Origin of the sequence: Eudoraea sp., from assembly GCF_049665975.1 — a bacterium.
In the GTDB taxonomy this organism is placed as follows: domain Bacteria; phylum Bacteroidota; class Bacteroidia; order Flavobacteriales; family Flavobacteriaceae; genus Eudoraea.
Genome location: NZ_JBATGR010000160.1, coordinates 1 through 25,536, shown reverse-complemented (window position 1 = coordinate 25,536; position 25,536 = coordinate 1). Strand labels below are relative to the sequence as shown.

General features: G+C 37.9%; 23 protein-coding genes. 7 read left to right on the top strand and 16 right to left on the bottom strand.

The window, feature by feature from the left end; translation table 11 throughout:
- Positions 1–233: 233 nt before the first annotated feature.
- From WBN20_RS06080 to WBN20_RS06055, 6 genes are all read right to left on the bottom strand, one after another.
- Positions 234–1,256 (bottom strand): DUF3500 domain-containing protein, encoded by a 1,023-nt coding sequence (locus WBN20_RS06080; RefSeq protein WP_424281081.1) that lies wholly within the window; start codon positions 1,254–1,256, stop codon positions 234–236.
- Positions 1,256–2,695, bottom strand: a complete 1,440-nt coding sequence (locus WBN20_RS06075) for a serine hydrolase (RefSeq protein WP_424281080.1) — start codon at positions 2,693–2,695, stop codon at positions 1,256–1,258. The genes WBN20_RS06080 and WBN20_RS06075 overlap by 1 nt, the downstream gene beginning before the upstream one ends.
- A gap of 230 nt (positions 2,696–2,925) precedes the next feature.
- Positions 2,926–6,306: a HEAT repeat domain-containing protein gene (locus WBN20_RS06070; RefSeq protein WP_424281079.1), complete on the bottom strand. Its 3,381-nt coding sequence runs from the start codon at positions 6,304–6,306 to the stop codon at positions 2,926–2,928.
- Between the two features lie 66 nt (positions 6,307–6,372).
- Complete coding sequence (locus WBN20_RS06065) at positions 6,373–8,571, bottom strand: M28 family metallopeptidase (protein WP_424281078.1); 2,199 nt, start codon at positions 8,569–8,571, stop codon at positions 6,373–6,375.
- Between the two features lie 78 nt (positions 8,572–8,649).
- Positions 8,650–9,180 carry a CIA30 family protein gene (locus WBN20_RS06060; protein ID WP_424281077.1) on the bottom strand — a complete coding sequence of 177 codons (531 nt, stop codon included), beginning with the start codon at positions 9,178–9,180 and terminating at the stop codon, positions 8,650–8,652.
- A 235-nt stretch (positions 9,181–9,415) separates the two neighbouring features.
- Entirely contained in the window at positions 9,416–10,039 is a 624-nt protein-coding gene (locus WBN20_RS06055) for a DUF2306 domain-containing protein (RefSeq protein ID WP_424281076.1), read from the bottom strand.
- Between the two features lie 178 nt (positions 10,040–10,217).
- Here WBN20_RS06055 and WBN20_RS06050 point away from each other — a divergent pair, with 178 nt between their 5' ends.
- A complete protein-coding gene (locus WBN20_RS06050) occupies positions 10,218–10,826 on the top strand; it encodes a trimeric intracellular cation channel family protein (protein ID WP_424281075.1) in 609 nt (202 codons plus the stop codon).
- Here the strand turns inward: WBN20_RS06050 and WBN20_RS06045 are convergent, their stop codons facing one another.
- On the bottom strand, positions 10,827–11,540 hold the full coding sequence (locus WBN20_RS06045; RefSeq protein WP_424281074.1) for a peptidylprolyl isomerase: 714 nt from the start codon (positions 11,538–11,540) through the stop codon (positions 10,827–10,829).
- Here WBN20_RS06045 and WBN20_RS06040 point away from each other — a divergent pair.
- Together WBN20_RS06040 and WBN20_RS06035 are read left to right on the top strand one after the other, a co-directional pair.
- The gene (locus tag WBN20_RS06040; RefSeq protein ID WP_424272592.1) at positions 11,539–12,180 is read left to right on the top strand and encodes an NUDIX hydrolase; all 642 of its coding nucleotides are present in this window, start codon (positions 11,539–11,541) and stop codon (positions 12,178–12,180) included. The genes WBN20_RS06045 and WBN20_RS06040 overlap by 2 nt on opposite strands.
- A gap of 25 nt (positions 12,181–12,205) precedes the next feature.
- On the top strand, positions 12,206–13,009 hold the full coding sequence (locus tag WBN20_RS06035; protein WP_424275016.1) for a lysophospholipid acyltransferase family protein: 804 nt from the start codon (positions 12,206–12,208) through the stop codon (positions 13,007–13,009).
- On the opposite strand, the gene WBN20_RS06030 is transcribed toward WBN20_RS06035, so the two are convergent.
- From WBN20_RS06030 to WBN20_RS06015, 4 genes are all read right to left on the bottom strand, one after another.
- Positions 13,006–13,650, bottom strand: a complete 645-nt coding sequence (locus WBN20_RS06030) for a hypothetical protein (protein WP_424281073.1) — start codon at positions 13,648–13,650, stop codon at positions 13,006–13,008. The genes WBN20_RS06035 and WBN20_RS06030 overlap by 4 nt on opposite strands.
- Before the next feature lie 4 nt (positions 13,651–13,654).
- Positions 13,655–14,149, bottom strand: coding sequence for an RNA polymerase sigma factor (locus tag WBN20_RS06025; protein ID WP_424281072.1), 495 nt, complete (start codon positions 14,147–14,149; stop codon positions 13,655–13,657).
- A 132-nt stretch (positions 14,150–14,281) separates the two neighbouring features.
- Entirely contained in the window at positions 14,282–15,709 is a 1,428-nt protein-coding gene (locus WBN20_RS06020; protein WP_424281071.1) for an amidohydrolase, read from the bottom strand.
- A gap of 190 nt (positions 15,710–15,899) precedes the next feature.
- Positions 15,900–16,799, bottom strand: coding sequence for a site-specific tyrosine recombinase (locus tag WBN20_RS06015; protein ID WP_424281070.1), 900 nt, complete (start codon positions 16,797–16,799; stop codon positions 15,900–15,902).
- A gap of 205 nt (positions 16,800–17,004) precedes the next feature.
- Here WBN20_RS06015 and aroQ point away from each other — a divergent pair, with 205 nt between their 5' ends.
- The gene (aroQ, locus tag WBN20_RS06010; RefSeq protein WP_424281069.1) at positions 17,005–17,418 is read left to right on the top strand and encodes a type II 3-dehydroquinate dehydratase; all 414 of its coding nucleotides are present in this window, start codon (positions 17,005–17,007) and stop codon (positions 17,416–17,418) included.
- Here aroQ and WBN20_RS06005 read toward each other — a convergent pair.
- The 5 genes from WBN20_RS06005 to WBN20_RS05985 all read right to left on the bottom strand — a co-directional run bounded on the left by WBN20_RS06005 (position 17,413) and on the right by WBN20_RS05985 (position 20,976).
- On the bottom strand, positions 17,413–17,700 hold the full coding sequence (locus tag WBN20_RS06005) for a DUF3817 domain-containing protein (protein WP_424271094.1): 288 nt from the start codon (positions 17,698–17,700) through the stop codon (positions 17,413–17,415). The genes aroQ and WBN20_RS06005 overlap by 6 nt on opposite strands.
- A 23-nt stretch (positions 17,701–17,723) precedes the next feature.
- Positions 17,724–19,115 carry a dihydrolipoyl dehydrogenase gene (gene lpdA, locus WBN20_RS06000; RefSeq protein WP_424281068.1) on the bottom strand — a complete coding sequence of 464 codons (1,392 nt, stop codon included), beginning with the start codon at positions 19,113–19,115 and terminating at the stop codon, positions 17,724–17,726.
- 87 nt (positions 19,116–19,202) lie between these two features.
- Positions 19,203–19,730, bottom strand: coding sequence for a DUF1572 family protein (locus tag WBN20_RS05995; protein WP_424281067.1), 528 nt, complete (start codon positions 19,728–19,730; stop codon positions 19,203–19,205).
- A 54-nt stretch (positions 19,731–19,784) separates the two neighbouring features.
- Positions 19,785–20,285, bottom strand: a complete 501-nt coding sequence (msrB, locus tag WBN20_RS05990; RefSeq protein WP_424281066.1) for a peptide-methionine (R)-S-oxide reductase MsrB — start codon at positions 20,283–20,285, stop codon at positions 19,785–19,787.
- A 136-nt stretch (positions 20,286–20,421) separates the two neighbouring features.
- On the bottom strand, positions 20,422–20,976 hold the full coding sequence (locus tag WBN20_RS05985; RefSeq protein WP_424281065.1) for a collagen-like protein: 555 nt from the start codon (positions 20,974–20,976) through the stop codon (positions 20,422–20,424).
- 204 nt (positions 20,977–21,180) lie between these two features.
- Here WBN20_RS05985 and WBN20_RS05980 point away from each other — a divergent pair, with 204 nt between their 5' ends.
- The 3 genes from WBN20_RS05980 to WBN20_RS05970 form a co-directional block, all read left to right on the top strand.
- Positions 21,181–23,121, top strand: coding sequence for an alpha-1,4-glucan--maltose-1-phosphate maltosyltransferase (locus WBN20_RS05980; protein WP_424281064.1), 1,941 nt, complete (start codon positions 21,181–21,183; stop codon positions 23,119–23,121).
- A 2-nt stretch (positions 23,122–23,123) separates the two neighbouring features.
- Positions 23,124–24,758: a trehalose synthase gene (locus WBN20_RS05975; protein WP_424272223.1), complete on the top strand. Its 1,635-nt coding sequence runs from the start codon at positions 23,124–23,126 to the stop codon at positions 24,756–24,758.
- A gap of 10 nt (positions 24,759–24,768) precedes the next feature.
- The coding region (locus WBN20_RS05970; protein ID WP_424281063.1) for an alpha-amylase family glycosyl hydrolase at positions 24,769–25,536 on the top strand (768 nt) is incomplete at its 3' end.

Genomic DNA, 25,536 nt, shown 5'->3' with positions numbered 1-25,536 from the left:
GCATATGTATATGTGTAAGCGAAAAGATGGGCCGTAAAACGCTATGCAACTTCCTTTAAAGATAGTAAATTCTAAGTTTGTTGAAATTATCTAAAAGTAAAACTGTATAGATTGTTGCTATTTACGCTTAGATTGGGCATTAAAAAGTATGGATGCCTATTTGTCTTAGCCACTTTTAATTTTAGTTATCTACTGAAAGTTTTTTAATTCGATCCTATTTCAGTGACTACCTATTAATGTTTGTGGCTTTCACTATAATGTTCCTTCAGAAGATCCCTCCCAAAATCATTCGTAAGATCCCTTACTGCCGTATGCACATGATTGGCATTATTTTGTGTATTATCATATTCTATTAGAATCTCAGGACTTTGAATCCTGTAGTAATGACCTTTTCCTGGTGTTAAACTACCTGCCCATGCAAATGACAGATTTTCCATTCCTGATGCATTTATTTTGTCCAAGAGCGAATTGGAAAACCTGGATTCATAATTGTCCAAATAAACCATAAGTAACTTTTCCAAAGCTTTTTTTTGATCCTTATTTAAATCAGCATAGGAAATACCCAAAGGATCAAGATTTGTCACTTCCTGTTTATTAGTGGTGAAAATTTCCCTTGGTGCTTCTTCAGAAAAGAGCGCTTTACCTAACTGCTCTTTTGATAGGGAATTTACCATAGCAAAACCTAATTCACTCTCCATTTTTAAAACCTCTTTACCTTTTTGTTTCCCTTCGCGAACTATAGCCGGGTTAGATCCGAGAAACGATGGAGTAGAGGAAACAATCTTACCGCTTGAACCAACAAAATTAAAGGAAATATGATGTCCTTCAAACCGCCAACCCCAAAACTGCTCTGTTGCAGGATCATTAAACACGCAAAAATGATAATTCAGCGCATCACGACCTGAGCCATCTGGCATTTTGAAATTGCCTCCTTCAAGTTCCAGCAAAACATTTTCCAGTGCTATGATTTCTTTTGTTTTTCGAAACCCCTCAGCACTCAATGACGCTCTTAGCAAGGCCATTGCCGCCTGTTTTTGTTCATCATTAAAGTCGTGAAAAGTTGGCCCCTTTCTTATTATTGGGATGAAATTAAAATTTAACCGTTCCTCGCTGTCCAAAGTAAAAATTGTCTTTGACTTTAATTCCGGATCCAGAGTGTTTAAAAAATCAGTCGCCAGAGCATTTAGTCCTTGTGCGGATGCAATGGCCACAACAAGGTTACATCCAACCAGTAAAAAAATTGATTTTAATTTCATCACCTCTTTATTTTATTAGAATAGTTTCCATGTTGACTGTATTTGTTAATTTTCCCGGTTTCATCTCGCTCAAACACTATCATCTCTCCGGGTTCTTCGTCCTTTCTTATTTTTTGAAAACGATCTCCCTGCACATGCTTAAGGAAAACCATAGATTTGGCAGGAGATTGAGATGGTAGCCTTAATAGTACCAGCTTACCTTCCCAGCTTGAAATATAACTTTCACTTCCCCATGGTTGATTACTGTAATAACCGGTATAATCGGTCAAATCTATTTTTGAAGTTTCAACTACTTTACTTTTTTTAGATTCGTCTTTCACCTTATTGAGAATAGCATGCATGGCTATGGCATATTTATGGGGATTTGTACCATTGGCATTAATCATGACAGTATAAGCCATTTTAGATTTTGGATTTATCTGTATCCCAGATCTATAGCCGGGACAGCTGCCTCCATGGGAAACCCATTTTGTTCCGTCACTACCTTTATAAACTGAAAAACCCAATCCCCAGGTTGTTTTCCAATCCGGATCGGTCCAGTGTACCTGCTGCATATATTTAAGAGTGGAAGGTTTTATTATTTCTGTAATTGTTGAATCCATTAACCGAAATTGCCAGGAAGCAAATTTCCCCAGGTCCAGTACATTGGATGAGAATCCTGCAGCGGCACCGATTCCATTTGCCTGGAATAGTTTCACTTTTTGACGCTGCCCCTGCCTGTTTAAAGATGAATAACCAATAGCTAATTGACTTCCATATAAATTTTCAGGGAGTTGTGTTCGTGTATCGTTAAGCTGAAGGGGTTTTATAATTTGTTCTTCAACGTAGGTAGTAAAAGATATTCCGGAGACCTGTTCCACAATTTCACCCAATAGGGTAAGGCCAAGATTGCTATATTGAAAATAGGTCGATGCAGGGTACAAAGTCTCCTGATTGCCCAACTCTTTTTTGATTTCTTCCTGGGTGGGAAATGGAAAATCCGGGCCCGTCCAATACGGGAAATTGGCCTCTCTTGGTAAACCGGAGGAATGCGTTAATAAAGAGCGAACGGTAATGGGTCCGCTATCTGAATATTTCTGATCCAGGTTATACCAGGGTAAAAGATCACTCACTTTATCATCCAAACGTAGTTTGCCTTCATCATATAGTTTCATAATGGCGGTGGCGGTAAATAATTTTGAAATAGAACAGATACTGCAAATCGTATTTGTTTCGGTATTTACATCTGCTTCGATGTTTGCTTTACCAAAAGCACCAGACCAAATTATTTCCTGATCCTTGATTATTGCTGCAGAAATGCCCGGGAGTTTTTCATAATCTTTTTGGGCATCTAACCATACTTCAATGATTTTAAAGGCCTCTGAATAATCCTTTTTATTCTCTTGTGCGCTGGTATAGAAGTAAAAAATACAGATAACAGCAAAAAGTTTAAATTTCATACTACTTGTTGGTGATTAAGTTGGTTTATAAGAATTATTAATGTGGAAATCCTATTATTGCTTTGAATTTAGTTTATTTTTTTGGAAAGGCGCCAAAGAACGCTTAACTACTGGTCCTATAGTGCAGTCTCATCAATAAAAAGTCCCTGGTTAAGGTAGTAATTAAATTTGAAATTCCACGGCAGATTCTATAACTAAAGTAATAAACATAAATGGCAGAATTATCCTGATTATTTACCTTTTAAATTAGATAAAAATTCAACCAAATCTCTTAATTCCCTTTTAGATAATACCGAGCCCATAGGTGGCATTGCCGATGGCATATTATCTCGTTTCTTTATTCTTGACACCGAAATTTCCATAGGCTCTGCATCGGAAGTCCTGAGAATTATTTCCTCCTTGTTTTCTGCTGCAAGAATTCCCGATACCACCTGACCATCTTTAAGGGTTAACACCACAGATCCATATCCGGGAGCCAAACGGGCTCCGGGATCAATAAGGGATTGCAAAATTTCTTCCCTGCTTATTATATTCGCAATATTGTCCATAGGAGGGCCCACTTTCCCACCTGCTCCATCAAGTGCATGGCATCTTACGCATTGTGCCGCGGAATTATTCTTAAAGACATTCGCCCCCGGCCAATTTCTGCCACCATAAAGAGCTTCCTTATATGAATCTAAGGAATACCCACTATTTTTGAGTTTGCTCAAACTGCCAATCAAATCTTCTGAATGAGTTGATTCAACAGCCTCGATTAGATCCAGAATTACTCCGGGGTTCAGTTGCTTGTTCCCTGCTTTTTGAATCAGATTCATCAATGCATCCCCACTTTGATCCAGAGGCATTTCTGCTAAAGCGCTTATCATTGTTTGTTGCTCCCTAATAGATCCATTTTTAAAAATTGGATCTATTACTCCGGGTAGTTCATTTTTAGAAATATTTAACGCAGGGATCATGCTTACAGCGGCGGCGCGAACATTTTCATCTTTGTCGCGCATTCCCCTTTTTACAATTGAGGCAATCGCATCGTCATGTAATTCTCCCAAAGCTTCTATCATGGCCACTCTTACTTCCGGTCTTCCGTCCTTAGTAAATATAGATTTTAGTTGAGAATTATATGTAGATATGCCCAGTGTTCCCAGAATTTTAGAAGTGCCGATAAGAATGTATGGATTTCTGTCTTTTAGAAATACCGGAATATCTCCCTGGATCTTTTGTTTAACAATATTTGAATCCCTACTAATCTCGCCTCTGTAGCGCCCATCTACCCTGTCTAAAACGGAAGGTGAGGCCCAGGTGCCTAAGGCTGCCAAGGCTTCTCCCCGGAGATCACCAGATACATCCGTTCTTTTTGCAAATGAAATAAGCATATCCAGCTCTCTTTCACCTCCAACCCGTAAGGCTGCATTAATACTTCTGCGAAGCAATGGTTCTGAAGTAAATCTTTCTTCTTGCAGAAGAGCTGCCAAGGCAGGCATGGCTTTAGGAATTGACCAGTCATCATTAATAGCCCTTGCAGCTTCTGTGACAATATATTCCTCTTCATCATTTAAAAACACAACTACTTTTGCACTTTCTAGCCGTCTCAAAACCAAGACTGCGGCAATTCGCAGACTTCTTTGCGGGCTCCTGGACAAAGCTACAAGAGGCTTTATTTCACCAATACGGCTCAATGCCAGTACAGCGGCATGACGTAAGTAAACATCTTCATCATTGTTAACGGCCAGAAAATTAATTAATGGTTCAACGGCTTCTTTGTATTCAATTCTTCCCAATGCCTGTGCTGCGAAGAAACGCACTCTTTCGTTTTCGTTTGTCAATAAAGAAATAAGTTTGTCACCCGCCTCCTTATATTTAATATCTCCGAGCACTTTTGCTGCCTGGGCTATAATTTCTGGATCCTCATCATCCAATAAATCCATTAAAGGTTGGGCCTTCCTTTTATTATCTGAAGCAATCTGGCCAATTGCCCAAATTGCATGTATTCTTGCGAATTGGTTTTTATCTTCCAGTATTACGTCTTTTAATGCCCTATATCCCCAAAAAGTTCTTTCCGCAAGCTCAAATTGCGCCTTTTTTCTTATACGCATATCCGGATAAGCCAGTAGTTCAACAAGATCATCGGCAGATAGATCCTCATATTCCAGGGTCATAAGCCTTTGTGTCTCGAGTCTTTGTTCTTTTAAATCGTTTTTTGAATCCTCAACGTCTAATTTCCAGACTCGTCCATAATTTTTTGTTCCCCAACCGTTAATCCAATCAGCCAGGTACAGGGCGCCATCAGGCCCGAATTGTAAACCAGTAGGTAATACACCACTTAAGACATCTAATTCCTTTTCCAGATCAAAGGAGGCCCCTTTTGGTTTTAAACTGAAGGACCAGATATGTGAAAGCGCAGGATCTCCCACAAATTCAACAAGAAAAAATTGATTCAGCCAGTCCTTTCCAAGGGCCGTACCCGGGTTATAAACCATCCCAGTAGGGCCATTATGGTAATTGGCAATTGGAGGAATAATATAGGCCGCCTGTCCATCCCAGCGGGGGAGATATAACTTTTCATCCATCCACACTTTATAATTATTGTTCTTAGGATCTGTATATTTCCCATATTGCCAGTTTGATCGCCATCCGGCATCCGAACCTTCAACGATATGAACAAGTCGCTCGCTTTCTCCTCTATGGTCCCCATCATTATCCGAAGAAATTAAATTACCATAAGCGTCAAAAACAAATTCGTGCGTATTGCGTAGTCCTCTTGCAAATACCTCAAAGTTGGTACCGTCAGGATTACATCGGACAATCATACCCTGATTCGGATAATGAAGTGTATCACCTTCTACTGTAGTGATACTAGCACCAATATCGCCAATTCCCCAATAAATTTTACCATCGGGGCCTTCTATTGCTCCAGACATCCCGTGGGCTCCAAATCCAATATGCACTGCGAAACCATGCGCAATTGAAGTTTTCTTATCCATAACACCATCACCATTAGTATCCTCTACCCGCCACATATCGGGCCCTATACCAACAAAAATATCATCGTCTCGTACCAGTAAGGCGCCTGCGACATCTGTAATTTCTTCATTAAAATCTTCCAAAATACGTCTCGAAATATCTGCAATACCATCCTTATTTGTGTCTTCCAGTTTCCATATTTCATCTTTTTCAACCGTGAGATCCCTCCAGTCGTGAATACTATCCTTGTTTAGATCGGGGAACCATTCATTTTCTTCGCTCAGCTCAGGGGCGAAGGTTTTACGTAAAAAAGCACGTCTGTCTTCAACAGTTTGCAAACCAATGGAGGCCGTCATCCAATCCTGGTGTCCCCTGATATCAAATTCGGAATTTTTTTGTCTGTTGGTTCTTGTTAAATATACATTGCCTTCATCATCTATATCAATGGCAATAGGATCGGGAGCTAATGAATCTGATGCCCATAAGTCCAATCTTAATCCGTCTGCCAAATTTGGCGAAATATACTCCTGACTTGCATCGACTAATGTTGTGGAGGATAAGGAATCCAATACATAAGTCAATGGAGTTTCCTTTGGGATTTTAGACTTCTGACTACATGAATGTGCCAATAAGCCTATTATAATTAATGTCATTAAATATGAAAGGGGCCTGCTTGAAATCATTATTAATTTAATTAAATGGATTACAATAGAACATGACTATTTTTTCTTTGCAAGGACACAAAGAGATTCAATATGGTTATTTAATTTATTCAGTGTTTGTGCTAGTTTTTTGATTTGCTCCTGGGCTTCCGGCCATTCTTTTTGCTCTACAGCTTCCCGAACACCAGGTAAGGTTTTAACTCCATAACCAGTATAGAAGCCCGGCGCATAAATCTGATGCTTGTACCATGATCTTCTGGGTAAACCAGAGTCATCAGTTAATGCAAGTTCCGAGTGCATCAATTTCTTATTCAATATTTCGAGTTCACTATCAGAAAGTGAATTCAAATTTATTGCATTGAATAAAGCAATTGTAGCTCCGAGGCTAGTCATACTATTTTGAATTGGTGTAAAATCCAGGAAAGGAATACTCTCTTTTTTCTTGGGTTCAAAATAGGGTTTTGTTGGGTCTGAGGCGAGATAAAAAGCATTTTCACCGATCAACTTGTTATGTTTTTCCACCACTTTTCTCATTGTTTCACAAGACTTCATAATTTCTTCAAGGTAGGTTGATACTGTCTCATACAAGGGGTCAAAAGCGAAGGGTAAAATATCGGCATTGGCGAGCCGTAATACAATTCTGCCCGCAGTCTTTGCCAGAGCTGCCCCGTAAGCAAAGTCTGGATCCTTAAAGCGCTTATAATGGGTATAGGTATCGTAGATTGTATGGTATTCTCCGCCCGCATTTTCACCGCCAAAGCCTAAATTCAATGAAGCAATCCCTGCATGTTGAATAAAGGGCGTGTAATCAGATCCTGATCCCAGGGCATAAAGCTTAAATTTATTGTTTCCCCCATTAACCATGTCCCTTGCAATTTTTCTTTCCTTTATTGAGACACCTTTCTGAGGATCTGTAACGGCATTAGCTACTTCGCTTACCAGGGTTTGCAAAGTATGGGATCCCCCGGCATTGAAAAAACCTCTACCATTCCCATCGGTATTAATGTAGGCAACAGCTTTCTTCTGAAGTTCTTCTTTATGATGTTCTACCCATTCTGTTGAGCCAATCAGTCCCGGTTCCTCAGCATCCCATGCGCAGTACACAATAGTTCTTTTTGGGCGTTGCCCTTTTTTAGCTAATTCACCAACAACTCTCGCTTCCTCCATTAAAGCCACCATACCACTTACAGGATCGGCGGCTCCATGAACCCACGCATCATGATGGTTACCACGCAAAACCCATTCATTGGGAAATTCAGAACCTGCAAGGGTGGCTATGACATTGTAAGCCGGCTTTAATTGCCAGTCAAATTCCAGCTTTAGATGAACCTTTGCCGGTCCCGGTCCTATATGATAGGTAAGAGGTAATCCCCCTCGCCATGAAGCCGGAGCAACCGGACCTTGAAGCGCCTCCAACAATGGTGAGGCATCTTCATATGAAATTGGTAAAACAGGTATTTTTGTAATAGTTGGGGCATCTTTTCTGTCCAATCTATCCGCCTCTTCTGTTGCACCATAACCTGGGGTAAGCACATCTCCCGGATATAGTGGCATATCCATAACGGATCCTCGTTGTACGCCGGTTTTATTTTTAAAAGCCCCTTCGGGATAAACATCACCACGAACATAACCGTCATCCTCAGGGTCTGAATAAATGATACAACCAATAGCTCCCTTTTCAGCAGCTAACTTAGGTTTAATGCCGCGCCATGACCCGTAATATTTGGCGATAACTATTTTTCCTTTTACATCTATTCCCAGTTTTTCCAACTCTTCATAGTCTGCCGGAATCCCGTAATTTACAAATACCAGTTCTGCCTCAACATCGCCATCTGTAGAAAATGCGTTATAGCTGGGTAATAATTCTTCTCCTTGTTCCGTATAGGTATCACCTGCAACGGGCACAGCAGTTAATTTTGCGTTATAGTTCGTGGGTTCTGTTAATTCGAGAATTCTAACTTTTGGATAAGGAAAGAGGATCTGATAGGTTTCTATTTTTGCATCATAGCCCCAGGATTTGAATTGTTTTAACATCCATTCTGCATTTTCTTTTCCATATTCAGTACCAACATAATGTGGACGGGCGGCCATCTTTTTCATCCAGGAATCCAAATTACCGGTGGATATGTTGGACTCAAAGGCGGTTTCAAGATCTAATTGTTTTTTTACATTTTCAGGTTTAAACCCTGTAATATTCTGCGCATTCAGCGCCAGAACAGAAAGGGCTAAAAGGATCGCGAGGTACTGTTTTTTCATATAGTTTTTAAAGTATTTATTTATTAGTCATATTAACAAACTAATTTGTATGTATTGGAGATATTCCAATTAAACCAACTATTCCAACGTTATCTTATCAAGATATAATTCAAAGGCTTCGTTTTTTTTATTGCCAATTAAGATTGCAAATTGCTCCATATATTCGCCAGAATAATTGGGAAGATCTAGTTTATTTCCACGAAATGACGGAATCATTTCCGAAAACATAATTTCCAAAGTCTGCCATTCTCCATTAGTTTTAATATAGGCGATATATGAATAATAATCTGAAATTCTGGTTTTAACCCTTATCTGATATTGTTTACCATCTCCTTTAAGACGCAAAGTTATCTTCTTAAAACTGCTTACAAATTTAGATTCGAAATTGTAGCGTACGGAAGAGAAACCACCATTGTTTTCAAGAGATACATTTCCGGTAAAAAAACCATATCCGCGGTCATCAACTGAGAATTTCCCTTTTGAAAGTCCTCCCATAACACCATCATTCACCACAATCCAGTTTTGAATATTACTTTCTTTAGAGAAATCAAATAGAACAAAAGGTTCAGACATATTGAAAATGAAAATTACAAGAAACAAGAATCTCATGAATACCAGATTGGCGATTTTCTTCTTAAATATTTTTATAAGAAGACTTTACATAACAATTACTTTTTAATCCTTTAGCTCATTTTATCCTCGTCGATTTGGTTTTAATCACTAAGAGATCATTTTCTAAAAGTAGTGATAAAAATAAACTCAATATTTTTAAAAAATAACTCTATTTTGTCATTTTTTACATCTAAATAAGCAAATAGACAAGGCCACCAGGCAATCGTAAGATTCAGCTAAGCCTTCGTACAATAAAAATCTCCGCAATAAGAATATTAGGAACCCAACACAACCAGGCTATAATCTTGTAGGCCGGAATAAATTCCATATGCATTAAGCCCGTGAATAAAGGTAGATAAAGACGAAGTGCAACAGCGGCGAAACAAAGGGCATAACTTCTGATCATCCAACGCTGATGTGCATCAATATCTATTTTTTTTATACTTGTGTAGGCATTTGATGTTGTATAAAGCCAAAGTATGGCTAATCCTCCAAAACCAAGAGCAGGAATAATCCCTCCTGTCGCAAAAAATGCAATGCCCAATCCCGCAAAACCACTTAACAGGACAGCTCCAATATAAATTTTCCCTAATATCCTATGCAGGGCTAATCTTTTTATTCTCAATCTTTTATAAAATTGAGAAAATCCGGTTATCAGGGCAAGTCCGCCTAAAAAAATATGCGTATAAAAAGCGGCCAGATAGATAGAACTATTTAGTAGTGTCTCGGATTTTGATCCTAAAAGACTTTGTTCATAAGGAAGTCCAATAAATCGTAATGGATATAACCCAATGAAAATGGCAAATAACCCAAGAAAGAAATAACCAGTGTTGAGGCGTCCTTTTTTTAAATCCATATTATAATTTCAATCTAAGCTACATTGGGTTGATTTTACTACATAGTTCCCATGATTTAAGTTTACGATAATATTGTCATATTTACAAAAATCAATTCTTTTATAGCCTCCTGTCTTGTCTAAGTATATTTTTATAGTTTTAACGCTCAAAATAAGATATATCTAAAAAGGAGGAATTATGTTTTACTTTCTAATGGATCTGCTGGGCACCGTAGCTTTTGCAATATCTGGGGTACTTGTTGCTATGGATAAACGCCTGGACCTGTTCGGGGTATTTATTATAGCCTTTGTCACCGCTATTGGGGGTGGAACACTTAGAGATCTACTAATAGGGAATACTCCGGTAGCCTGGATGCTTGAATCTACATATATAGTTACCATTATTGGAACCGTTATCCTTGCCATTGTCTTCAGGGAGAAACTCCGATATTTAAGAAAATCATTATTTCTTTTTGATACTTTAGGAATTGGTTTGTATACCATGGTTGGAATAGAAAAAGGACTAAATGCCAACCTGCTTCCTGTAATGTGCATTATTTTAGGTACAATTACAGCTAGTTTTGGAGGTGTTATACGGGATATTTTGTGCAATGAAATACCTGTTATTTTTCGGAAGGAGATTTATGCGACCGCTTGCGTATTAGGCGGCCTAAGTTACTTCCTGCTTAGAAAGTTACCTTTAGGTGATGAATACGTTTATTTGGCGTCTATTCTAATTGTTATTGGTATTCGTTTAGTGGCGGTAAAATACAAAATTGCACTTCCCAGTGTATATAAGGCTCAATAATCACTCAACAATTTCTGCCTTTAGAATGTTGATATTTTGCATGGGCCAATCGCCACTATCAACTGGTTGCTGGTTGATTTTATCAACAACATCCATACCGCTAATAACTTTTCCAAAGGGTGTAAAATCACCATCTAAATGGTATGAACCGGGTTTTGTCACAACAATAAAAAATTCATAAGGAGAGGCCAGCATATGCGGGTTATCTATTTCACTGCTTGGCATAGAGATTGTTCCCCTATGGTGTTTATAGCCTTTTCTGGTATCAGGAGGCAGAAGGTATCTGCCTATTTCTTTGCGTTTTCTAGCGGTTTCCACATTGTCTGCATTACCTCCCTGAATGATAAAATCTTTTACAACTCTGTGGAACATAGTATTGTCAAAATATCCTTTTTTAGTCAGGTAAATGAAATTTGCCTTGTGATAAGGTACATTATCATATAGCTGTACTGTAAAGTTACCCAAACTGGTAGTAAGCTTTACTTTGGTAGTTTTTAGATTTTTTTGGTAATCAAAAAAGAAGTCTATAGCATTTTCTTCGGTGAGAATAAATGGATCCTTTTCATTAATTTCAGTAATTGAATCGGTTACAACAGAATCTGCTTTAACTGCCTTTGGCTTTATTTCTTTAGGGTTCGAAGCAGGGGATTGCTTGCATGCACCAAAAAAAAATAGTGGTAATATTGCAAGGCAGGTAAATTTTAAATAGGACATGAATTATACGGATTTTGCACTTCAGGTAGCAAAAATAAAAAAACTACCTCTTCCGGGGACATCTTCACACTATAAAATGGCTCCTGAAATTCGTATTCAGGAGTTAGAAGCAATAAAAAGGAAGAATACAAATCCAAAAAAGGCTGGTGTTGTTGCTTTATTTTATCCTGATGAAAGCCAGTTAACAAATTTATTACTCATTCTCCGAAATACCTATCCCGGGGTGCATTCCAATCAAATTGGGTTTCCCGGAGGGAAAGCTGAAAAAAAGGATAAAAATTTACTTGAAACGGCCTTACGTGAAACTCATGAAGAAGTTGGTGTAAAACCAGGGGATATTCAAATAATCAGAGCTTTAAGCGAAATTTATATACCGCCAAGCAATTTTGAGGTAAGACCCTACATAGGTTTATATGACAAAGGGCAAGCTTTTGTAAAACAGCAAGATGAAGTAGAAGAATTGGTAGAGGTGCCTCTGATTGATTTTATGGATGATTCCAAAATGATTACCCAGATTCTTACAACTTCTTACGCAGATAATATAAAGGTACCTGCCTTTAAATTAAAGGGTTATACCGTTTGGGGAGCAACGGCTATGATGCTTAGTGAAATCAAAGAACTTTTCAAACAGGTGTTATAAGGCATATTTTGTAGTTTTGTAGCCTATGGGCTTATTTAAGGAAAATCCGTTTGGACATATTTTATTTCTAAAGAAGTGGTTAATCCGCAGTTTGGGACTGATTACTCATCAGCGTTATAAAGGTTTTAATACTCTAGAAATAGAAGGTTCTGAAATAATCCGTAACCTTCCTGATACGAATGTATTATTTGTAAGTAATCACCAGACCTATTTTGCTGATGTGGTTGCTATGTTCCATGTATTTAATGCCAGTTTACACGGAAGGGATGATTCCATAAAAAATATAGGTTATTTATGGAACCCCAAATTGAATATTTATTATGTGGCCGCAGCGGAAACCATGAGAAAGAGTCTCTTAACAAAAATGTTCGCCTACGTAGGTTCCGTAAGTATAGAAAGAACCTGGCGTGCCGAAGGAAAGGAAGTCAACAGGCAGGTTAAGATGAGTGATATTTCAAATATCGGGATGGCTCTGAATGATGGCTGGGTCATCACTTTTCCTCAAGGGACGACTACGCCCTGGAAGCCCCTTCGAAAAGGCACGGCACATATTATTAAAAAGTACAAACCTGTGGTAGTACCGGTGGTAATAGATGGTTTCAGGAGGTCGTTTGATAAACAAGGCCTGCTTATTAAGAAAAAGGGTATTCTACAGTCTTTGGTTATTAAAGAACCATTGGAGATAGATTATGACAATGAATCTGTTGATTCCATCATTGAAAAACTTGAATATGCCATTGAACAACATCCTTCATTCTTAAAAGTGATTCCCGAAAAGGAATTGCAGGCATATGAAGAGAAAAACAAACAACGTAAATGGAGAGGTTAAACCTCCAGCTTCTTTAATTCGTTGTAATTTTTTCGCAGCCTGTTAAGTAGTATTCCATAAAGCAGTTTATAGAAAAACCAGATCAGGATCAATACAATGGCAATGGCCACAAGGACCATCCCAAATAACATTACCCAAAAAAGAGTCTCATTTCCTGACTGTGAAGCAGCTACTTTAATTTGTTCACTGCTTTCCCCATAGTTCAGATTACCGTACAGACTTACAATTAAGTAAGCTACAAATATTCCTATGTTAAACCAGACATATTGGGAGACTGTTCTTTTCACATTTAAAATGGTCTTCATTAATTTTTTTGAAGATTCTGTTAGGGATATGAGTTTATAATTAGAATAAAACTTATAAATAAAATAGATTAATACAATATAATTGATGATTGTAAGCGTGGTTGTTATTTCATAAATATGCCAGGTCTTTTCAAGTTCAAGAGACTCTTTACTATAGGAAATTAAATTAAGAACCGCCCAAAATACAAATTCGATTATACTTATGTAAAAGATCCATTTTACAGTAGATGACGACTTCTTTTTAATCATCCTGTAGATTTCGTCATATGACAATTTAGGATGATGTTCCCCCTTTTTTTGCCAATCCTTCTTTAGTAATTCTAATTCATCCATCATAACCTTAAGGATTAAGTATGGTTCTAAGTTTATTTTTAATACGGTTCATTTTAACTCTGGCATTTACCTCACTGATTCCCAGTGTCTCAGAAATTTCGCTGTAATCTTTGTCTTCCAGGTAAAGAAATACCAATGCCTTGTCAATATCTCCCAGCTGCCGCACTGCTTTATACATTAACTGAAGTTGTTGTTCCTCGGTGGCATCATATTCGTCTGTTTTAATTCTAAAAATAACTGAATCAAAATCCTGTGTTTTTATACTTCTTTTGGATTTCCGATACAGCGTTATCGCTGTATTAAGCGCAACTCGGTACATCCATGTACTGAATTTAGAATCTCCTCTGAATTTCGGGTAAGCTTTCCATAGCTGTATGGTTATTTCCTGAAAAAGATCGTTATGAGCATCCCTGTTTGTTGTGTATAAGCTACATACCTTGTGAACAATATTCTGATTGTTCTCAAGCTCCGTAACAAATTTGTGCTCCAGTTCTTTGTTCACGCTTAGGGTTGGTAGTGAATTATCTATTAGTAGTTTTTATTGCCGGATTGTTACAAGCTTTCTCATTTAATGTAAACAAATTTTTTCCTGGCCATGTAATACCTTTATTTTACAACTTTAGGTATAAGTTTGTTATTTTCTATAGTCCAGGGCAGGTGGCCTGTCTCCTAATAATGGGATATAAACAAAATCTGCCCCTCTCCGTTCTAAAAATTCCGCTTTCGCCTGCCTAATTAGCTCCTGATTGGCGAGTAGATCTATAGCTGTAAGTGTCAGAGTTTTTGCCGCGACCATCATTCCTTTTTTACCAATTGTTGTTCCCCCTGCGGCCACGGCCTGCCAGCTATGGGCAGGTGTTCCCGGTACCCAGGTTGCAGAACTCATCCCAACTGTAGGGACAGTAAAGCTTACATCACCTACATCTGTGGAACCAAAGGCCTTGGCCTCTGTTTTATAGGGTTGTATACTTTGGGCGGTTTCTAAATCAGCTTTGTCATATCCCATAGTTTTTGAAATCTTATCTGCAAATACTATTTCTTCTTCCGTGTATGTAATTCCTTCGACTTTGGTAAGATTGTCGTGCATTAATTTTTGTAAGGTAAGATTAGGCAAAAGTTCATGCGTACCGCCTATTAGTTCATAGTCCATTGTTGTTCCGGTACCTAATGCAGCTCCTTCGGCAGCCTTTGTTATTCGATCAAAAATATTAAGCACCACATCCCTTTTACCATGACGGGCATAATAGTAAACTTCTGCAAAATCGGGTACAACATTTGGTGCTTTACCACCACTTGTAATTACATAGTGAATTCTTGCTTTTTCAGGAATGTGTTCCCGCATCATATTTACCATTGCGTTCATGGCCTCTACCCCATCAAGGGCAGAACGCCCTTTTTCTGGAGAAGCTGCCGCATGGGCTGAAATCCCATAAAATCTAAATTTAGCAGATTTATTCGCTAGTGCAGCACCAGCACTTGCAGCATTCTGTGCTCCTGGATGCCAGTGGAGGGCTATGTCTACATCGTTGAATAATCCATCCCGGACCATATAAACTTTGCCAGAGCCACCCTCTTCGGCGGGACAGCCATAAAAGCGAATTGTTCCTTTTGTATTACTAGCTTTCATCCAATCTTTTACTGCAATTGCAGCAGCTGCAGAAGCAGTACCAAAAAGATGATGACCACATCCATGGCCTGCAGCCATATTGGCTGATGCCCTCTCCGGAACTGCCTTTTGTGACAAGCCAGGGAGTGCGTCATATTCACCTAAAATAGCAATTATAGGGGCACCACTCCCGTATTCAGCGATACATGCGGTAGGAATACCTGCGACACCTTTTTTAATCGTAAAACCCTCATCACTCATTGTTTTTTGCAGCAGTGCGGAACTCTTTTCTTCCAGGTATCCCATTTCCGCAAATTCCCAAATATTCTGCGCTATATCTCCGTAAGCTTCAGATTTCTTATTTAATTTCAAGAGGACTTCGTCTTTGGTATCCTGGGCCTTCAGAGAATTTGTACAAAACATAATTAATAAAGCAAGAAATACTACTTTTCGCATGATTTATATTTTTGATTTTCGAGATAAATATAGTCAAACGCAAAACTTTTGAGGTAATCATACTAAGAAATCATGAGATATTGTAATATATAGTTCCAACTCCAAAAGTATAACTTGTTAATCTTAAACAAATAACTACTTCATTTACAGATATAAAACCTTTGATTTGAAGGAAAAGAAAAGGTGGTAACTAGTTTTGTCTTGGATGAAATCTGTTCACCACTTCGGCCAGATGTGTTCTGTCTAAATGCATATAAACCTCCGTAGTGGTAATACTTTCATGGCCTAACATTTGCTGGATGGCACGCAGGTCGGCTCCATTTTCCAATAAATGTGTTGCAAATGAATGTCTGAAAGTATGTGGACTTATACTTTTCGAAAGTCCAATTTTGATAGCTAGTTGTTTGATGATTGTAAAAAGCATAGCCCGGGTAAGTTGCTTTCCTCTTCGGTTGAGAAATAAAATATCTTCAAATCCCTTCTGAATTTTTTGATGACTGCGAACCTGTTTGTGGTAGATGTTGATATATTTTTTATTTACATCACTAATTGGAACAAAACGCTGCTTATCTCCCTTCCCGGTCACTTTAATAAAATCTTCTTCAAAAAACAGATCCGATATCCTGAGTCCGGTCAATTCCGATACTCTAAGTCCACATCCATATAGTGTCTCCAACATGGCTCTGTTACGCTCTCCTTCGGGTTTAGATAAATCAATAGCTTTGATAAGACTGTTTATTTCTTCAGTTGAAAGGGTATCAGGGAGTTTTCGGCCTATTTTTGGAGATTCTATTAAATCTAATGGAGTATCTTTTCGGTAATCCTCAAAAACTAAATAATTAAAAAAACTTTTTAGTCCGGAAATTATGCGGGCCTGGGATCTTGGACCCACCTCTTTGGCCACTTCATAGATAAAAAGTTGTAATGTTTCACGATCAAGGGAGATAGGGGTTTTATCTATTCCCTTATTTTTCAGGAATAATTTTAATTTTTCAACATCCCTTATATAATTGCTAATGGAATTAGCCGCTAAACCTCTTTCTATCTTTAAATAGTATTCAAAATCTGTTATGGCCTGATTCCAATTCATACTATAAAGATATTGCTTGTTTCTCTTAATTTTATGTTTCGAGTTTTATTATCCTTTCAATTCAGTTTTACGGCTTGTAAAAGAGGCGGTTTAACTATTTTTATAATAGCTATGAATTAGCTGATAAAATGGCTAAAATACTATTAAAGGCGAAGCGCACTTCAAGTGCTTTTTTTGCACTATACATTTTATTACTTTTAACCTCATGAAAATTATAATTATTAACGGGCCTAATCTTAACCTTTTGGGAAAAAGAGAACCCGAAGTATATGGCAGTAAAACCTTTGATTCCTACTTAAAGGAACTTCAGTCAAAATTTAGCGAACTACAGCTGGAATATTATCAATCCAATATAGAAGGTGAACTCATAGATAAAATACAGGAAGTTGGTTTTTCTTATGACGGGATCATACTTAACGCAGCTGCCTATACCCATACTTCTGTGGGTTTGGGAGATGTTGTAAAAGCAGTCAACACTCCGGTAGTTGAAGTTCATATCTCCAATACTCACAAACGTGAAGACTTTAGACATGTTTCCTATATTTCTTCCGGTGCCAAAGGGGTTATTCTGGGTTTTGGATTGAAAAGTTATGAACTTGCAATCCTAAGTTTTTTATAGAGCTGAAAGAGGTTTGAGATATTTCTCTTCCATATAGAAAGTACCAAAAGGCAGGAGAGAGGCTAACACTAGTATAATTATTTTTTTAGGGGCTATTTTGCTTTCTATAGAAAAGATTAGACCAAAAATCATATAGGCAATAAATAGAAACCCATGTACATACCCAATGTATATATTGGGTTCTGCAATGTTTGCCCAATATTTCAATGGCATACTAAAACTAAATAAAAGCAAATAGGAAATACCTTCCAAAATAGCGCTAACTCGAAATGTTTTAAGCATCAAAATCTAATTGATTTTCTTTGTTAGAGGTGTATAACTTCACCATAGGCTTCTGCGACAGCTTCCATTACCGCCTCACTCATTGTAGGGTGCGGATGAACGGCCTTCAGTATTTCATGACCAGTTGTTTCTAATTTACGCGCAACCACGGCCTCTGCAATCATATCGGTTACACCGGCTCCTATCATATGGCAACCTAACCATTCGCCATATTTTGCATCAAAGATCACCTTCACAAAACCATCTGAATTCCCCGAAGCTTTTGCTTTACCACTTGCAGAGAAAGGAAATTTCCCAATTTTAAGTTCATAGCCTTTTTCTATAGCCTGTTTCTCTGTGAGACCTACAGACGCAATTTCTGGCATGCAGTAGGTGCAACCCGGAATATTACCATAGTCTAAAGGTTCAACATGCATTCCGGCTATTTTTTCTACACAAAGAATACCCTCGGCAGAAGCAACATGTGCCAGAGCTTGCCCGGCGGTAACATCACCAATAGCGTAATAACCTGGTATGTTGGTTAGGTAGAAATCATTTACAAGAATTTTATCTCTATCGGTAGCGATACCTACTTCCTCCAGACCAATATTTTCAATATTTGATTTAATGCCTACTGCAGAAAGTACTATATCGGCTTCCAGAATTTCTTCTCCTTTAAGGGTTTTTACGGTAGCTTTAACTCCTTCCCCGGAGGTGTCAACATGAGTAACTTCGGATGAGGTTTTAATTTTAACTCCAGCTTTCTTGAAACTGCGTTCCAGCTGTTTCGAAACATCTTCGTCTTCTACGGGAACAATATTTGGTAAAAATTCAACTACCGTTACCTCGGTACCCATAGCATTGTAGAAATAGGCAAATTCAATTCCTATGGCGCCACTCCCCACGACTATCATTTTCTTGGGTTGTTTCTCCAAAGTCATTGCCTTGCGGTAACCAATAATTTTTTTCCCATCCTGAGGTAAAGCCGGAAGTTCCCTGCTTCTGGCTCCTGTGGCAATAATTATATGTTCTGCACTATACTCTGTATCCTTACCTTCTGTATCTGTAACAACTACCTTCTTTCCGGGTGCCAATTTTCCAAAACCATTAATAACTTCAATCTTATTTTTCTTCATAAGAAATTGAACCCCTTTGCTCATTCCATCAGCCACATTTCTGCTTCGTTTTACAACTGCATCAAAGTCTTTATCCACTCCATCTACTTTTAGCCCGTAATCTCCGGCATGCTGTAAATATTCAAATACCTGGGCCGATTTTAATAAGGCTTTGGTAGGGATACATCCCCAATTTAAACATACACCTCCCAGATTCTCTTTTTCTACAATAGCAGTTTTAAATCCAAGTTGTGATGCTCTTATGGCGGTAACATAACCTCCAGGTCCACTCCCTAAAACAATAATATCGAATTTGCCCATTCCAGTATTTTTTGTGATTCAGATTTATGAGGTCGCAAAGTTACAAAACCAAATTGAAAGCTTTTAAACTTCGTTAAGAATCTTAAATTAATCCTTGAATTTTACTTTGTTAAATGCTTTTGATTGGCCTTTAGGAATGGAAAGTGACAGCCAGTTTTCACCTTTAATAGTCTTACCAAGTAGTACTATTTGACCGATGTGATAGGAATAATGCGCTAATTGCCTGTTTAGGGCCTGCGTAAGCGTATGAGGTTCGTTTCTTATTCTGATTTTATTTTCAAAATTCTCCGGATTTATTTGTTGGATGGCATCAAAAAGGCAATTCCAACCTTTTTCCCAGGCAACAAGCATTTCCTTTTTTGTTTTGTATGACTCCTCAAATTCTGAGTCCCTGTTTCTCCATTTTTTTTCACCATCTTCCGTTAGAAAGTTAGTCCACCTGCTAAGCATATTACCTGATATATGTTTTACTAGTACCGCGATGCTGTTACCTGAACCCTCATGTTTCCAATAAATATCTGAATCATCTAGTTGTATAAAGGTTTTGTCGCCAAGGGATTTATAGCGATTGCATTCAAATAATAAACTTTTGATGTAATCTGCCTGTAAATTCATCTTTTACTTTGCTTGTATCAAAACTTAAAATAGTTGTATTTATCAGATAGTGGTCTATTGCGCTTCAGGCACAAACTGCAGGGCAGCTCCGTTAATACAATGTCTCAGTCCTGTGGTTTCCCGGGGGCCGTCCTCAAATACATGACCAAGGTGACCTCCACAAACGGCACAATGTTCTTCTGTTCTTTTATATCCAATTTTGTAATCTACATCAAAGGCTACGTTCCCCTCAATTTCTCTGTCGAAACTTGGCCAGCCTGTACCCGAATCAAATTTGTATTCGCTTTTAAATAAAGCTGTTCCGCAGCCCACGCATACATATGTCCCTGCCATTTTATTTTTTAATAACTCACTGGATCCGGGATTTTCAGTACCGGCTTTTCTGAGAATATAAAATTGCATTTCCGTAAGTTCTTTACGCCATTCTTCTTCAGATTTAACAACTTTAAATGCCTCTTTTTGTTCTTCCCCTTTTTCCGTTACTGCTTCTTGTTCCTGTGAAACCCCTTTGCATCCCATGGAAATCAAAAGAATAATGCATACATACTTTTTCATACTACTTTATTTTTTTCTTTTTCTATTTTTTTTGACGGTTTTGAACTCAAAACCTTTCAAAGTTAAGGATAACTTCATAAAAAAAATCCCTGCTTTAAAATGGCAGGGATAGTTTTTCTTTAATTTATAGATAAGGCTACAATTGTATTCTGCTAATATCTGTGTCACTTATGTTTAAACTGCTCATAACCTCCTCAATATTTGAAGTATCCATTTTTGACGATTGGGCAAATTCAGCCGGAACAATAGCTATCCTAAACACCTGGTTATCTGTATCTCCAGGGGTAAGGGTTCCAAGGTCAAAATCTGATTCTAAAAAAACACTTACATCCAGAAAAGTAAAGTCATAATTATATTGGAGCAAACCCTGATTTAGAATGCGAGTTTGAGGTAGTAACCGCCAGATATCAAGGGGTTCTCCATTACCATCTTCCGCAACATCCCATAAAATGTAAACTAGTACAACATCAGATTCGAAAACCTCAACTGTCTGTGGGAATTCATAAAATAGAGAATAGTCATTTCCGGCATCAAAAGTACCTTCAATCTCAAGGACCTGGCCCAAAATATTAACTCCATCTGCGCCGTCTAGCCCATCAAAACCGGGAGGTCCGGGAGGTCCTGTCGGGCCTTCGCAGGACAAAATAATTAAAGATAAAAATGCGCCAAATAGTAGTGTAATATTTTTCATAATAGTAAATGTTTAATGATTAATATTTTTAGTTTGTCTTTTTAATTCTTTAAAATCTTACATATTGTCTTAACCCAGAAACAAAAAGCGTTCCAAAAATAGATTATACTAAAGGATTATCTTGTAATTCAGCAAAAATTGAAGCTTTGGGGTATTGTATTTCAGATAATTTCCTATTTTTAACAAAAACCCAACTAACTAATTATGATGTTAAGGCAACAACGTGTTGTAATTGAAAATATTAATCCTCAGCTTCAATGTGGAGCTTTTTTTATTAAGCGAGTTGTAGGAGAATCTGTTACGGTATATGCTGATGTTATAGGAGACGGACATGATATAATTCAGGCAGAACTTCAATACAAACACTCCTCGGAGAAATCTTTTAACACTGTACGTATGGAACACCTTGGCGACGATGTCTACAGGGTTTCCTTTAAAGTTCTTAAGCAGGGATTTTATACTTACAGAATTTCAGCCTGGGTAGATCATGCCCTAAACTGGCAGCATGGTATCGAGGCCAAGTTAAAGGACAATCAACATGTAAACAGTGAACTTCTGGACGGCGTTCAGCACTTACAAGTTCTGACTAAAACGATAAGTTCTGCTGATAAGAAGTATATAAATGGGTTAATTGAATCTTTTCAAAATGAAGATTTATATGAAAATGCTGTTAAAGAAGCAATTTCAGTTAAACTTCACAAGTTATTTGCTAAGAATCCCAATCGTTTTTTGGCTAATACAAGTGCGGACCTTCAGGTTTATGCAGACAGGTTAAAAGCAAATTTCAGTACCTGGTACGAATTTTTTCCGAGATCATCTTCCCCTGTGAATGGAAAACATGGCTCTTTTAATGATTGCGAGCGATTACTGCCTAAAATAGCTGATATGGGCTTCGATGTGCTTTATTTCCCCCCGATACATCCAATTGGAGAAGTTAACAGAAAAGGAAAAAATAACACTACAAATGCTTTGGAAGGAGATTCCGGAGTTCCATGGGCAATAGGTTCTAAGCTTGGGGGACATAAAGAAATTCATCCGGAATTAGGTACCGAGGAAGACTTTAAAAGTCTAATAAAAAAAGCAAAAGAACTGGATCTGGAAATTGCACTGGATTTAGCTTTTCAGGCAGCCCCTGATCATCCTTACATAACAAGTAACCCGGAATGGTTCAGAAAAAGACCTGACGGTACTATGCAGTATGCCGAGAATCCACCTAAGAAATATCAGGATATTGTAAATTTCTATTTTGAATCTCCTGCATTTAAAGAGCTATGGTCAGAACTGTTGGCGGTGACACTAAAATGGGTTGGTCTCGGAGTACAAATATTTCGAGTCGATAATCCTCATACCAAACCATATTATTTTTGGAATTGGTTAATTGCTGAGGTTAAAAAGAAACATCCCGATGTGCTTTTTTTAGCAGAAGCCTTTTCCAGGCCTAAGGTAATGCAGCAGCTGGCCAAGCAGGGATTTTCCCAGTCGTACACCTATTTTACATGGAGGGTTCATAAGCACGAAATAATAGAATATATGCTGGAGTTGACCCAAACAGAAATGAAGGAATATTACCGTCCTAATTTTTGGCCTAATACTCCGGATATTAATCCATATCATCTACAAGGGGCTAATGAGGCCATGCATATTGCCCGTTATGCTCTGGCGGCAACTTTATGTGGTAATATTGGAATATACGGGCCAGTTTTTGAGTATATGATTTCTGACGCCATGCCGGGAAAAGAAGAATATCTGAATTCGGAAAAATATGAGGTGAAATTTTGGGATTGGTCTGTTAAAAACAAATTAACGCTGATCATTACTCGTTTAAACCAGGCCAGGAAAAATCATGAAGCATTACAACAAACCAACAATATTAGGTTTTGCCACATTGAGAATCACCATCTTTTAGCATTCTATAAATGGAACGAAGATAAATCGGATGAAGTTTTGGTTATAATTAATCTTGACTCGCATTATTCGCAACGTGGAATGCTGCAGCTTCCCATTAGCGAATTATCCCTTAATATTGAGCAAGGGCTTACCGTGCATGATCTTGTCACTGACAATAGCTATCTTTGGTATGATGAGTGGAATTTTGTAGAATTGCACCCTTCATTGCCATTTCATTTGTTTCACATTAAAAATTAAGAATGTCCAAGAAAAAGCAGGACTCTATTTTACAGCCTCCCTACTCATTTAATGTGGCCTGGGAAAATTTATTGGATGATAAGAATTTTATAAAAGTATTTCTTTCCGATGTCCTTGAGGCCTATGTGGTTAAGCAAAGATGGTATGGGGGTAAAGCGAGTAAACTAAAATATATAGAGCTCCGAGAGTACTTCCGGATACAGCAGAAGGGTGAAGTATATTATGGATTATTGCTCGAAGTGAACTTTGAAGAAGCATTTTACCAGCATTATTTTTTACCCATTGCGTTTGTTACCGACGAGAATTTTGCTGAAAAAGAAAGAATACTGCCACTTAGTATTAACGGGCAAGAAGGTTTTATTATCGATGCGATAAACCTTGAAGCTTTCAGGAAATTAGTTTTTGAGCGTATTGTCAACGCAGAACCAAATGACACTACCCGTGTGAGGTACCATAAAAGCCTTGGATTTCATGATAATGTTTATGAGTCATCGCGTTTTATGGGGCTTGAGCAGAGTAATACTTCAGTAATAATCAATGATAAATCTGTTATTAAATTCTTCAGACGGATATATGCAGATAAAAACCCCGATTTTGAAATGAGTCAGTTCCTTTCGGAGCGCAAAGGGTATAAAAACACACCGGCATATCAAGGTAGCATAAGCATCATGGACGCAGATAATGTTAACGTTACCATAGCTTTAATGCAGGAATTAGTTCCCAATCAGGGGGATGCATGGGAATTTATGTTGAAAGAATTACATAAAATCTTTAGTAACCTTGAATATAAGGGAATAAACGTCCATCATTTACCTCGTACTGAATTGTTTGAAAGGTTAAACATACGAGATGTTCCGCCTGAAATTATTGATTGGGCAGGCTTGAATATTTTCCTGAAACTTCAGGTACTTGCACAGAGAACCGCTGAGATGCATATTGCATTAGGTTCGGAGTTTGAAGACACTGCATTCACACCTACTCATTTTAATGGAGATTACGAGGTTTGGCTTAAGAATAGATTGCTCTACCAATTTCAAAATAGATTAAATACTGTTGAAAATAACCTTCATCGTCTGGAAGGTTTATCACTCGACTTGGCAAACGAGTTTTTAGAGCGGAAAAATGAGATTAGAAAACGTTTTGTAACCTTTGATTGGACCAAACTTAAAGGCGAAAGGATTCGTGTTCACGGAGATTATCACCTTGGGCAGGTATTGGTTCAGGATGATGATTTTTATTTGCTTGATTTTGAAGGAGAGCCAGAAAGTACAATAAGAGATAGAAAGGTAAAGCAACCTCCATTAAAGGATATAGCTGGTCTTTTCCGGTCATTTCATTACGCGGTTTATGCCACAATTTTCAACCATATGGAGGAATATGCATATTCACAGGAAGATCTTTTTCTGGCAGGAGAGATACTATATCGTTATTTTATTGGAGTCTTTCTGGAGACCTATGCCACCCTTATACAGGAACACAATATAAATATTGGTTATCGCCAGGAGCGAATATTTCTTTTAGAGTATTGTATGCTTGAAAAGGCAGTTTACGAACTGGGATATGAAATGAATTCAAGACCCAGATGGGCCGTGATACCATTGCAGGGTATTATGAGTATTATTAACGAACCTAACTAACAACACAAATATGGGCAATGTAATTCCCTATAGCTTATTATCGGATTTTGACATCAATCTTTTTAAAGCCGGCAAGCATTATCGACTTTATAATCATTTGGGTTCACACCCCATGAAACACAAAGGAAAGAAGGGGACGTATTTTGCCGTTTGGGCACCTACAGCCAAATCAGTCTCCGTTATAGGTGATTTTAATTACTGGGTAGAAGGAGAGCATCAGCTTAATGTAAGATGGGATGAAAGTGGTATTTGGGAAGGGTTTATTCCGGGTGTAGAGCAAGGTGCTTTGTACAAGTATAAAATACATTCAAATAATAACGATATTAAAACGGAGAAGGCAGATCCTTTTGCGAGATATTGTCAGCATCCACCTAATACAGCCTCGGTTGTATGGGATAATACTTATAAATGGAAGGATAAGAATTGGATGGATACCCGTGAAACCAAAAATAGTTTAGACAAACCGTATTCTGTATATGAAGTTCATCTCGGATCCTGGAAACGTACTAAAGAGAACGAATTTATGTCTTATGTGGATCTGGCAGAAGATCTGGTTAAATACTTAAAGGAAATGAATTTTACACATGTAGAATTCATGCCCATTATGGAATATCCTTATGATCCCTCATGGGGCTACCAGCTTACGGGCTATTTTGCGCCTACATCCAGATTTGGTAAACCGGAAGATTTTAAGCTTCTGGTTGATAAACTTCATCAAAATGATATTGGGGTCATCCTCGATTGGGTTCCTTCACATTTTCCAGAAGATGCTCATGGG